Origin of the sequence: Phycicoccus sp. CSK15P-2, from assembly GCF_016888005.1 — a bacterium.
In the GTDB taxonomy this organism is placed as follows: Bacteria; Actinomycetota; Actinomycetes; order Actinomycetales; family Dermatophilaceae; genus Phycicoccus.
Genome location: NZ_JAFDVE010000002.1, coordinates 203,227 through 214,985, shown reverse-complemented (window position 1 = coordinate 214,985; position 11,759 = coordinate 203,227). Strand labels below are relative to the sequence as shown.

General features: G+C 72.6%; 8 protein-coding genes. 4 read left to right on the top strand and 4 right to left on the bottom strand.

The annotated features are described in order from the left end of the window. Position 1: 1 nt before the first annotated feature. From JQN72_RS01640 to JQN72_RS01630, 3 genes are read right to left on the bottom strand one after another with little or no spacing between them, the layout of a single operon-like run. On the bottom strand, positions 2 to 1,744 hold the full coding sequence (locus tag JQN72_RS01640; protein WP_204133405.1) for an ATP-binding cassette domain-containing protein: 1,743 nt from the start codon (positions 1,742 to 1,744) through the stop codon (positions 2 to 4). Then, a complete protein-coding gene (locus tag JQN72_RS01635; protein ID WP_204133404.1) occupies positions 1,731 to 2,642 on the bottom strand; it encodes an ABC transporter permease in 912 nt (303 codons plus the stop codon). The genes JQN72_RS01640 and JQN72_RS01635 overlap by 14 nt, the downstream gene beginning before the upstream one ends. Next, positions 2,620 to 3,882, bottom strand: coding sequence for a nucleotide sugar dehydrogenase (locus tag JQN72_RS01630; RefSeq protein ID WP_204133403.1), 1,263 nt, complete (start codon positions 3,880 to 3,882; stop codon positions 2,620 to 2,622). The genes JQN72_RS01635 and JQN72_RS01630 overlap by 23 nt, the downstream gene beginning before the upstream one ends. Positions 3,883 to 3,985: 103 nt before the next feature. Here JQN72_RS01630 and JQN72_RS01625 point away from each other — a divergent pair, with 103 nt between their 5' ends. Genes JQN72_RS01625 through JQN72_RS01610 form a run of 4 tightly spaced genes read left to right on the top strand, consistent with a single transcriptional unit; the run spans position 3,986 to position 9,775 of the window. After that, a complete protein-coding gene (locus tag JQN72_RS01625; RefSeq protein WP_204133402.1) occupies positions 3,986 to 5,071 on the top strand; it encodes a glycosyltransferase in 1,086 nt (361 codons plus the stop codon). After that, positions 5,068 to 5,676 carry a hypothetical protein gene (locus JQN72_RS01620; protein ID WP_204133401.1) on the top strand — a complete coding sequence of 203 codons (609 nt, stop codon included), beginning with the start codon at positions 5,068 to 5,070 and terminating at the stop codon, positions 5,674 to 5,676. Before JQN72_RS01625 ends, JQN72_RS01620 begins: the two co-directional genes overlap by 4 nt. After that, positions 5,673 to 7,712: a glycosyltransferase gene (locus JQN72_RS18810; protein WP_204133400.1), complete on the top strand. Its 2,040-nt coding sequence runs from the start codon at positions 5,673 to 5,675 to the stop codon at positions 7,710 to 7,712. Before JQN72_RS01620 ends, JQN72_RS18810 begins: the two co-directional genes overlap by 4 nt. Continuing rightward, positions 7,709 to 9,775: an acyltransferase family protein gene (locus JQN72_RS01610; RefSeq protein ID WP_204133399.1), complete on the top strand. Its 2,067-nt coding sequence runs from the start codon at positions 7,709 to 7,711 to the stop codon at positions 9,773 to 9,775. Before JQN72_RS18810 ends, JQN72_RS01610 begins: the two co-directional genes overlap by 4 nt. Here the strand turns inward: JQN72_RS01610 and JQN72_RS01605 are convergent. Next, entirely contained in the window at positions 9,701 to 11,755 is a 2,055-nt protein-coding gene (locus JQN72_RS01605; RefSeq protein ID WP_204133398.1) for a glycosyltransferase family 2 protein, read from the bottom strand. The genes JQN72_RS01610 and JQN72_RS01605 overlap by 75 nt on opposite strands. Between the last annotated feature and the right edge of the window lie 4 nt (positions 11,756 to 11,759).

Sequence of the window (11,759 nt, the reverse complement as noted above, 5' to 3'; positions counted from 1 at the left end):
CTCAAAGCGCCGGAGCCGGTCCGGCGTCGTCGGCGTCGGACACCAGGTAGTCGGCGAGCCGGGCACGCACCGCCGGGGTGATGGTGGCCGGTCCGCCCAGCAGCACGATGTGGCTCGGCGCCAGCCGCTCGAGCTCCTCGTGGGTCACCTGGGGGACGTCATCACGCTCCACGAGGAGGAAGGGTGCGCCCGCCATCTCGGCGACGCCTGCGCCCGTGACGGCGTCGCCGACCGCGGTGTCGTCCGCGGAGGCAACGTACACGACGTCCACCCCGCGCCCGTGCGAGTCCTGCGAGACGGCAGCAGCCGCCGCGGCTGCCGTCGGCGTCAGGACTCTCTGCACCCCCTCGCGTGCCAGCGACCGCAGTCGCTCCAGCGCTGCCCCGTCGAGGGTGTCGTCGTCGGCCAACACCCGGATGACACGCACCGACAGTTGCTCCAGAGCCGCTTCCGTCTCGGCGGTCAGACCGTCTTCTCCCACCAGGAGGACCCTGCTCGTCCCGGGCTCGGAGGAGATCGCGGCGGTCAGCACCGCGCCGCTCTCCCCGACGGGGGCAAGGTAGACGACGTCCAGGGTCGTGACCTCCGTGAGGTCGGTCAGCATGACCCGTGAGGTCGCCACGGAGTCGTCGCCGCCGAGCCGGTGGACGACCACGCCGAGGGCGTCGACGGCCTCGGCGACCTCGGCACCGATGATGCCGGGGCCACCCGCGAGAACGACCTGCTGGGGCCCCAGCCGCTCGATCTCCGCGCGGGTCGTCCGCATGAGCCGGGTCGGGTGGGTGAGCAGCACGGGCGCGGCCACCGACGCACCGCCGGGAACGCACGCCAGCGCCAGGGCCAGGTCGGCACCGGACGCGAGCACGACCGTGTCCGTCTGGTCCTGCAGCCCGCGCCTCGAGGTCAGGGCCGAGGTGTGGTACCTGGTGTCGCCCGACCACCGTTCGACACCGGGAACGTCCGGCTCGGCCGGCGGATGGGATCTCGGTGGGCGCTTGCTGCTCGACTGGTAGGCCTCCAGCACCAGGTCGACGGGCCCGTCGGCGACCAGCTCTCCGCTGTCCAGCCAGATGGCACGGTCGCACATCGACCGAATGGACGCCGCCGAATGGGACACCAGGAACACCGTGCCGGCACGCTCTCGGAGGCCCTCGATGCGCTCCCTGCTGCGAGCCCGGAAGTCGGCATCCCCAGTGGCCAGGGCCTCGTCGACGACCAACACCGGCGGGACCGCCGCGGTCGAGATCGCAAACCGCAGCCGCGCCGCCATCCCCGACGAGTACGCCGACATCGGAAGGTCGATGGCATCACCGATACCGGAGAACTCGACGATGTCGGCGTAGACGTCGTCGACCTCCTCCCTGGACAGCCCGAGCGCCTGGGCGCCGATGTAGATGTTGCGCGCTCCGGAGAGCTGCTTGACGAGGACCGCGTTGACCCCGAGGAGTGACGGGGTGCCGTCGCTCCAGACGTGACCGTTGGTCGGCGGCATGAGCCCGGCCACGGCGCGCAGCAACGTCGACTTGCCCGAGCCGTTCCGCCCGATGATCCCGATCGACTCCCCGTGCCGAGCCACGAAGGACACGTCCTTCACGGCGTGCACCGTCCGGACCGAGCGGTTCTCCTCGTCGCGGGAGAGCCATGACCGCGGTCCACGCGAGCCCGGCCTGCGACCGGCGAAGACGCGGTAGACGATGTCGACGTGGCTGACGACGACCGATGGCGTCGCCTCAGCCTCGCCCATAGGAGCCCTCCCCCCGCCAGAACACCACGAAGCCGACCACGAAGAGGCCCACGGACCACCCCGCCGAGGCCAGCCACACCTGGGGTTCGAACGGGAACTCGGCCATCAGCGACTGTCGCGCCGTCTCGAGCTGCACCGCGAAGGGCTGGTACCGCAGCACAGCTCCCACGGGCTCTGGGAAGCCGGCCGAGAAGGTGGCGATGCTGAAGAAGACGCCCGAGAGATACCGCGAGATGCGCAGGAACAGGGGAATGAGGTTGGCGAGGTCGCGGGAGATGTCGACGAGCCTGGCCCCCACCAGGGACAGCCCCGTGATCTGGAGGACCTGGAGGAGGACGGAGACCGGGAGGAGCAGCCACTGCACACGGATCGGCTCCCCGAGGACGGGCATGAGAACGAGGAGCAGACCCAAGGCCGGAAGCGCCGCGATGAGCTCGGTCATGGCGACCGAGATCGGCAGCGCCGCTCGTGGGAAGCGCAGGGCCCGTACGAGGGCGACATTGCTGGACAACGCCTTGGAACCGGCCCCGATGACCGCTGCGCTGAACCCGAAGAGGACCACGCCGATCGACAGGAACCCGACGAAGTTGTCGACGCCCCTGCTCGTGCGCAACAGCACCCCGAAGATGAGGAAGTAGCTGACGACGAGAAGCGCCGGGTTGAGCAGCGACCACAGCTGTCCCAGCCGGTTGCTCTGGTAGCGCGCCGTGGACTGTCCCGAGGAGAGGGTGAGGATGAACTGGCGCCTTTCCCACACCTGCGCGACGTAAGACCGCAGCCGGGGACGTCCGGCGAGGGGGGTCAGGCCGTGACGTCGCGCGAGGTCGGCCGCCTCGGCAGGGCTGAGGGGTGAAGGCAGCGGGAGACCGCCGCCCTCAGAGACGGTGGACCCGGTCACCTGGGGCCGCGACGCCGCGAGTGTCGAAGAACCGGTGCGACGCGGCCGCCAGGGCCGCCACGTCGTAGGCCCGGTGGTTCTGGAGGAGAACGACGAGGTCGGCCTCTCGAACGGCGGCGTCGAGGTCGGGCACGCACGGAACGACGTCGCCGAACGCCGACCACGAGGAGACGTGCGGGTCGTGGAACCGCACGTCCGCGCCCTTGTCGAGCAGCTGCCGTGCCACGGGGACGGCCGGCGACTCGCGCTGGTCGGCGATGTTCGGCTTGTACGTGACACCGAGGAGGAGGACGGTCGCGCCACGCATCGCCCTGGCGTCCTCGTTGAGGAGGTCCTGGGCCCGCTGGACGACGTAGGCCGGCATGGTCGTGTTGATCTCCTGGGCGAGCTCGACGAAGCGGAACGGGTAGCCCAGCTTGGCGCGCACGTTGTAGGAGAGGTAGTTCGGGTCGATGGGGATGCAGTGACCGCCGACGCCGGGACCCGGGTAGAACGCCTGGAACCCGAACGGCTTGGTCTTCGCGGCGTCGATGACGTCCCAGAGGTCGATCCCGAGGTCGTGGCAGAACCGCGCCATCTCGTTGACGAGCGCGATGTTGATGTGACGGTACGTGTTCTCGAGCAGCTTGGCCGTCTCGGCCTCACGGGTGCCCTTGGCCCGCACCACGGTGTCGACGAAACGGCCGTAGAAGGCAGCAGCCATGTCGCCGCACTCCGGCGTGTAGCCGCCGACGACCTTCGGGGTGTTCTTCGCGCCGAACTGCGCGTTGCCGGGGTCAATGCGCTCCGGAGAGAACGCGAGGTGGAAGTCCGTGCCCGCCGTGAGCCCTCCGGCCTCGAGGATCGGCCGGACGACCTCGTCGGTCGTGCCAGGGTAGGTCGTGGACTCGAGAATGACGAGTGTCCCGGGCGTGAGGTTACGGGCAATGGCGTGCACCGAGCCCTCGACCGCCTGGAGGTCGGGACCTCCGTCCTCGCCGAGCGGGGTCGGTACGCAGATGACGACGGTGTCGGCATCCGCGATGACGGCCTCGTCGGTGGAGGCCTCGAAACCGCCGGAGAGGATCTCGGCGAGCTCGTCGTCGCTGATGTCGTCGATGTGTGAGTGCCCCGCGTTGAGAGCGTCGACGACGCCGCCGTTGATGTCGAAACCACGAACGACCAGGCCGGCCCGCACCGCCTCCTGGACCAGAGGCAGCCCCACGTACCCGAGGCCGATGACGGTGACGTCCACGGACATGCACATCTCCTGCTGCTCTTGGGAAGGCGCCCCCGGACCGAGAGCAGCCAGGAGTCTAGCCCAGGCCTTCGGGCCACTCCCACGCGTGGCATGATCGTTCACCATGTCGCGCGCAGTGGGAGGAGACGCCCCCGTCGTCCTCCTGGTGTCGAGCAACGGCGCGGGCATGGGGCACCTCACGCGGCTGCTCGCCTACGGTCGGCGGCTGGGTACCGGTCTGCGGCCGCACATCGTCTCGCTGAGCCAGGCGGTGCCCGTGGTCGCAGCCTACGACGTGCCGTGGGAGTACCTGCCGAGCGCACAGGCGACGGGTATGGACTCCGGCGAGTGGCGCTGGCTGTTCGCCGAGCGGATGCGCGAGGCGGTCCTCCGGCTGCGCCCCGCGGTCCTCGTGTTCGACGGCACCCACCCGTACTCCGGGCTCGATGACGCCGTCGCGGCGTCACCCGGGACCCGCGCCGTGTGGTCACGGCGTGCGATGTGGAAGCCCCGGCACAACAGCCACCAGCTCTCGAAGGTGGAGTGGTTCGATGCCGTGCTCGAGCCCGGGGACCTCGCGGCGGCAGCCGACCGCGGAGCGACGGTCGGCACCGACGCGCACCGGGTCGGGCCGGTCACGCTGCTCGACCCCGAGGAGTGCTCGGACCGGGCGGGCGCGCGCATCGCGCTCGGGCTCCCGCCCGACGGCCCGCTCGCCCTCGTCTCGCTGGGCGCAGGGAACATCAACGACACGAGCGACGAGGTCGGCGCGGCGGTCAGCGCCCTCGGTGCGCGCGGCGTCGGGGTCTGCGTCACCCAGCCGAGCATCGCCGAGCAGGCCGGTTCCCGTGGCGACGTCCACCTCGTCCGGCGCTTCCCCATCTCACAGCACCTCGCGGCCTTCGACGTCGCGGTCGCCGCCGCCGGCTACAACTCCTTCCACGAACACCTGCGGTTCGGGCTCCCGACCCTTTTCGTGCCCAACGACGAGACCTCGCTCGACGACCAGGTGACCCGTGCGGAGCACGCCGCGGCCCGGGGGTGGGCACTCTCCGTACGCACGCTCACCGGCCCCGCGGGTGATGCCGCCGTCGATGCCCTTCTCGACCGCGGCCCCTCCCTCGCCGAGGCCGCCCGCGCGGCCGACCCCGGCAACGGTGCCGCCGACGCCGCAGCCCTTCTCGGCGAGCTCGCCGGGGTCGTCCGGTGAGCCCCTACGACCGGCGGGCCGACCGCCGCCAGCGGTTCGCCGCGCGGGTGCGACGTCTCCCGGGCTACCGGTTCACGGTCGAGGAGCTGCTTCCCCGGGTCCGTGGCAGCAGGGTCCTCACCGACATCGTGTGGCGCGTCTTCACCCCCCCGCACGGGGTCGGCGTGGCCCGCCGCAGCTTCCGCGCCGACCGTCTCCAGGTCCCCGAGCCCGACCTCCTCCCTGTCGTCGTCTTCACCGTCCTCGGCGTCGACGCCGCGACCCTGGACCGCGCCCTCACGACTCTGGTCGCTCTCCACGAGGAGACCCGAGCCTTCCGTGGTGTGGTCGTCGTCGACCGCCCGGACCTCGTCGCGGTCCGACAGGCCGGGTTCGTCGCTGACCACATCATCCCTGCCGAGGACTGGTACGGCGCCGCGGAGGACCACACCGCCTACGTCGGACGCAGACTGGTCTCGGCCGTCCAGGGGTTCCGGGCCTGGTACGTCGTCCACCTGGGAGCGGACGGCACCGTGCCCGAGCGGGACGAGCTCGTGATCCGCAGCATCCGGGGTGCGATGTCGGCGCCGGGGTCGCGGACCCCGTTCCCGGAGGCCCCGGCGTGACCACGACACCCCATCCCCTCTCCCCGCCGTGGTTCGCCTCGACGTCCGGGCCCGCGGTGCGCGTGCTTGTCATCGGCGACGGCTCGGAGTCCGTCCGTCTCGACCTCACCGTCGCGCGGGTCTCGCTCGAGCCCGTCCACCTCGACGACGACCCCGGCACCACGCGCGCGCGGGTCCTCGCGACCACGGCACGGGCCACTCTCGCGGCGGGCCCACGACCCGCCCTCGTCCGCCGTCTCATCGCGCTCAAGCGATCACCCGCGCTCCGTACCGCGCTGCGTGGCGCCGACCATGTCCTCTCCACCGACCCGGTCACCGACGCCGCGCTCCGGGCCGTCCCCCAGGTGCTCCGGGGCTGCCCCTGGACCGCCTCGGGGGACCTCGACGCGTTCCGCGCGGCTCACGAGGACCTCGACGCCTGGCTCGCCGCCGCGGGGACGAGCGAGACGGAGCCGACCAGGCCGACCGGGCCCGCCCTCGAGGCCCCGGGCGCGGCGTTCGTCGTCGTCGACGCCGTCCACCACGCCTCCCGCAGGGACGCTGCGCTGGCCGTCGCCGTGCTCCGGGCCGTCGACGACGACCCGTGGACCCCGACCGCCCGGCTCGGGTCGGGCCTGGACGCCCTCCGGCTGTCGTTGCGCCTCCGGACCGACGAGGACCCCGCCGCCGTACCGGACGACGACATCGCCGACGTCGTCACCGGCACGCTACAGGCGGCCGACGCGGCGCTCGGTGGCGGTCGCGCCGGTCGGGCCCTCGGGCTGGTCTCGGACGCACTCGGCCTCGCCTTCCACCGCGAGAGGCACAGCGAGTCCTTGCGTTCCGCGCTCATCGAGGACCCCCGGTCGGTCCTCGCACCGTTCGTGGCGTCCTCGACGGTCGACCGTCTCGCGCGCCGCCGGGCCCGCCCTGGTCGAGCGCTCGAGGACACCGCCCCGGTTCTCGTCCTCACGAGCCCGTACGCGTCCTTCCACACCGAGGTCGTCAACGCGCTGACGGGCGCCGGTCACGAGGTCGACACCGTCGCCCTCCATGAGCAGTACGCACTCTTCACCCGGACGGTGGTCGACCCCGAGTTCCTCGTCGCGCTCGCCCACCTCAGCCGCTGGGATGCGAAGTCCGGTGTCGGCGACCGCAGTGCGCTGCGCACCACGGAACGCCGCGTCCTCGAGGCCACCTGCCGGCTCCTCACCGGACGCCGCGCGGTCTTCTGTGACTGGCTGGATCGCAGCACGGTGTGGGCGAGCCATCTCTGTCCCGACGACGTCCGTCTCACCGTGCGGGTCCACGCCGTCGACGCGCTGTCCCCCTGGCTGCCGCTCGTGCGCTGGGCCGCCGTCGACGAGGTCGTCGTCGTCAGCGAGGCCATGCGCTCCCTCGTCCGTGACGAGCTGGCCGTGCTCGGCCACGACGTCCCGGTCCGCGTCGTCCCGAGCTTCGGCGACGTCTCCGGGCTGCGTCTCCCCAAGGCCGATGACGCCCGCACCCGGCTCGGGATGGTCGGCTGGGGGCGTCGGGTCAAGGACCCGCTGTGGGCGCTCGACGTGCTCGAGACGGACGACGCCTGGACCCTCCTCCTCATCGGACCGCCCCCGGGGAGCCCCGCGTCGGCCTCAGAAGCCGTCTATCTCGAGGAGCTCCGACGACGCCTGGCCGACCCGGCGCTCGCCGGCCGGGTCGAGGTCCTCGGCTGGACCGACGACGTGCCCGACGCGCTGAGGCGGGTCGGGGTGGTCCTCAGCACCAGCCGACGCGAGGGCTGCCACCGCGGGCTCATCGAGGGCTCGGCGTCGGGAGCCGTGGCCGTCGTCCGCGACTGGCCGCTCCTCGCGTCCCGGGTGGGGGCCGCCGGTCTCGTCCCCGCGGAATGGGTCGTCCGTGACGTCGCCCAGGCCGCGGCCCGGATCCGCGAGGTCACCGCCCCCGACCGCTGGCCAGAGGAGTCGGAGTCGACGGCCACGACGGCGGCCCGGATCTTCGACGGACGCGCGGCGGACGCCGCATACGTCGAGGCGGTCCTGGGAGAGCGACCATGACCAGCACCGGCACCCGGGCCGTCCCGGCGACCACCCGCACCGCGAAGCGCTGGCGCAGCGACGTCGAGGGTCTGCGGGCCGTCGCGGTCGGGCTCGTCCTCACGTACCACGCGGGGCTCGGGCCCTCAGGCGGGTTCATCGGGGTCGACGTCTTCTTCGTCGTCAGCGGCTTCGTCATCACCACGCAGGTTGTCCGCGAGGTCGAGCGCGACAGCCGGCTGTCATTAAGGACGTTCTACGCCCGTCGGGCCAAGCGTCTGCTCCCCGCCGCGGGCCTGGTGCTCCTCACGACGGCGGCCCTCACCTGGTTCCTCGCCCCGAGGACCCAGCGGGGCGTCTTCGGTCTCGACATCGCCGGCGCCGCCGGCTACGTCGTCAACTGGGTCTTCGCCGGACGCTCGGTCGACTACCTGGCCGAAGACCTCGAGCCGTCACCGGTGCTCCACTTCTGGTCGCTCGCGGTCGAGGAACAGTTCTACCTCGTCTGGCCGCTCGCCATCCTCGGCGTGCTCCTCGTCCGGCGCCGCCTCCCGTACGGCAGCATCCGGCTCGCGCTCGCCGCCGGCCTCGCCGTCCTCATCATCGTCCCGACCTTCGTGTGGTCGATGGTGCTGACGGCCGAGGACCCGGCGCGTGCGTTCTTCGTTACGACGACGCGGCTCTGGGAGATGGGCATCGGCGCCTTCGTCGCTCTCGGAGCCCGGCGCTGGGACCGGCTATCCCCGGGGCCGGCCACGGCCCTCGGCTGGCTCGGCGTCGCCGGGCTGGGGGTGGCCGCGGTCGGTTACTCCTCCGCGACGGCCTGGCCGGGTCACGCCGCCCTCCTCCCCACGCTCTCGACCGCTGCCGTCGTCGTCGCCGGCTTCTCGGCGCATCGCGCCGGGCCCGAGGTGGTTCTCGGCACCCGGCCGCTGCGCTGGGTCGGCGGGCTGTCGTACTCCCTGTACCTGTGGCACTGGCCCGTCCTCCGAGCGGCCGAGTGGACTCTCGGACCACTGGACGCCGCGAGCGGGACGATCGCCGTGCTCCTGTCCGTCGTGCCGGCGTGGTTGTCCTACCGCCTCGTGGAGAACCCGCTGCGTCACAGCACGTGGCTCGGCGAGCACCCTGGCCGGGCGCTTCGGGTGGGCGCGGCCGTCTCGGCGGTGTGCCTCGTCGCCGGGCTGGCCATGTGGGGTCTCGGCCGCGCGGCAGCCACGACCGAGGGGACGCCGACGGGAGCGGGCTTCTCGTCACTCACCGAGCCACCCGCGGCGCAGAGCCCCGCCGACGAGCCCTTCTTCGACGAGCTGACTCCGACGCCCGAGGGGGCGACCGCCGACGTGCCCGCGCTGTACGCCAAGGGCTGCCAGACCGAGATCGAGGTGAGCATTCCGAGGCCGTGCCCGGGAGGGGACCCGGACGGCGCGACATCGGTGGCCGTCGTCGGCGACTCCAAGGTGGCCCAGTGGGTTCCGGCACTCGACGAGATCGGGTCGCGCCGCGGCTGGAAGGTCACGAGCTGGACGAAGAGCTCCTGTCCCTTCGTCGACGCCACCGTCACCTACGACGAGAGGCCCTACGACGCCTGCCGGGCGTGGGGCGAGGAGATGCTGGAACGGCTCACCGGCCCGGACCGACCGGACGTCGTCATCACCTCGACCGTCTACAGCCGTGCGCTGGGGCCGGACGGCGACCCGGCGTCCGCACCCTTCGCCGCCGGGCTGCGCTCGGCGTGGCAGAGGCTCCAGGACGCCGGGGTCACCGTGGTCGCGCTGTCGAACACCCCGAGTCCGCCCGGCGACATCTCCCCCGTCTACGAGTGCGTCGCCGACCACGGGAACGACGTCGCGGCCTGTTCGTGGCCGTACGAGCCGAGCGACGCGAGCGCGGTGATGCGAGAGGTCGCGGACGAGATCGGGGCGCACTACGTGGACATGGACCCGTGGGTCTGCCCCGGCGGGACCTGCGTCGGGGTCTACCGCAACGTCCTCACGTACCGGCAGGGGTCACACATCACCCTGACGTTCATCGGCGTCCTCGCGGACCCGCTCGAGGAGCTCCTGGCGCCACTCGTCCGCTGACGCGACCTCGACCACCCGGACCGGACCGGCGAAGCATCGCCCCGCCGTGCTCAGCGCGTCGTCGACGACCATCCGGTCGACGTCGGTCGCGGCGACGTCGCGCCCCACGCGCGCCGGGTCGGCGACGAGCAGCTCGACGACGTCGGCCTCGATCCGCACGGCCTCGGCCGGGGCGACGGCGAGGTGGCGCGGGTCGGGGACGACGAGACGGCGGGCGCGGACGGGCTCGTTGCCGCTGACGGCGGCCGAGAGGAGCCCACTGGTCACGAGGTCGAACCAGGAGGCGTCCATCTCCGAGCGTCCCTTGCGACGGCTCGGGGCCTCGACGTGCCAGACCGCGACCCGCGCCCCGGCGTGTGCGGCCTCGAGAGCCGCGCCGAACGTGGCGGCTCGCAGACCCATCGCCTCGTGGTCGAGGGTGAGAGCGTCGCTCGACGGGACCCGCGTCCCAGTCTCGACACCCGGGTCGACGACCTCGGCCACGGGGAGCGAGAGGTCCGCGGAGACGACGAGGTCGAAGCACCGCTCGCGTGGCCGGACGTCGAAGGCCGCCGGGACCGGGAAGGGCAGTGGGCTGGTCTCGTCGACCGTGAGCCCCACTGGCCCGGAGGACGCGTGCCAGGACCGGAAGAGACCCTTGAAGGCGAGGCGCTGCGGTGTCGTCCATTGGTAGGAGAAGTCACCGCGGGACAAGGACCCCGACCGTAGCCGGGTGATCGCGAGGACCGTCTGGGTGTCGATGATCTCGCCCCCCGCAGCGCGCACCCGCTCGGCGTACTCGGAGTCGGCTCCCCGCCGGATCGGGAGGAAGTCGCCGAGCGCGTCGACAGCGCTGCGCCGCAGCATGAGCGAGCTCGCGTTCGGACGGACCGGCAGGTAGCCGAGCCACTGGTGGCTCAGGTCCTCACGGGCCCGGAGGGCGTCGCTCCGACTCGCGCCCACCGCCGGGGAGCTCGCGAGCGCGGTCATCTGGTCCTCGAGGCGGCGAGGGTGGGACCAGTCGTCGCTGTCCTGGAAGGTGACGGCGCTCCCGCGGGCCAGCCGCATGGCGGCGTTCCGGCCGACGTAGCTGCCCCCGTTGTCGGGCATGCGGACGACGCGTACCCGCGGGTCGGAGGCCTCCACCTCGGCGTAGAGGTCGTCCCACTCCGGTCCGGAGGCGTCGTCGACGACGAGGACCTCGAGGTCGGCCCAGGTCTGCTCGAGCATCGAGCGGACGGCGAGTCGCATGCCCGCCGCCTCGGGCCGGAAGCTCGGGACGATGACACTGACGAGGTCACCGGACACCGACGCCGGGACGTGCCCACTCGCGTCGAGCCGGTCGAACGGGGCGACCTCTCCGACCCGTCCGGACACACCGACCGCGACGTCCGGGTGATGCCCGAACACGAGCTGCCGGAGGTGGTCGGACCACGACTGCTCGGCGTGGGGCTCAGAGCCCGCGCCCGTGTCCCAGCAGTCCGGCCGTTCGAGGTCGAGCCCGAGGAAACCCTGGACGAGTGGCGGCGTGCCGGCGTAGCGGTCGAGGACGGGCTTGACCCGCTCCCGACGGCCGCCGAGGTACTGCGCCTGCGGGGCGAGGACATGGTGCGCCACGGCGAGCTCGGCCGGGTCGCGGTACATGGCGAGGAGCGCGTAGAGGTCGGCCCCCGCGGTGAGCCCGGAGCCGTCGGTCCGCCCCGCCCAGGCGAGCGCACAGGCCGCCCACGCGGAGGACGGTGTCCCGGGCCAACGCTCCAGGACGTCGTCTCCGGAGAGCACGAGGTCGACGAGTGCGGCGTCGTCGCAGGTCCCGGCGGTCGCGGCCAGGGCGAGGGCGTCCCGGACGAGACGCGACTGCACACGGATGGCGTACTGCGCGAGGCGGTCCGGCCGCCTGCGGACGGACGGGAGCAGAGCGGAGGTCGTCCACCGGCCCGCGGTGGCAGCGCCGACCGCCGAGGCCGCTGCGCCCGAGTACCGCGCGGCCGCGGTCCGCATAGGC

What these genes read in the sequence shown, in the direction of transcription:
- JQN72_RS01640 (WP_204133405.1), bottom strand. Translation starts at nt 1,744, where the DNA reads ATGGGCGAGGCTGAGGCGACGCCATCGGTCGTCGTCAGCCACGTCGAC.
- JQN72_RS01630 (WP_204133403.1), bottom strand. Translation starts at nt 3,882, where the DNA reads ATGTCCGTGGACGTCACCGTCATCGGCCTCGGGTACGTGGGGCTGCCT.
- JQN72_RS01625 (WP_204133402.1), top strand. Translation starts at nt 3,986, where the DNA reads ATGTCGCGCGCAGTGGGAGGAGACGCCCCCGTCGTCCTCCTGGTGTCG.
- JQN72_RS01610 (WP_204133399.1), top strand. Translation starts at nt 7,709, where the DNA reads ATGACCAGCACCGGCACCCGGGCCGTCCCGGCGACCACCCGCACCGCG.
- JQN72_RS01605 (WP_204133398.1), bottom strand. Translation starts at nt 11,755, where the DNA reads ATGCGGACCGCGGCCGCGCGGTACTCGGGCGCAGCGGCCTCGGCGGTC.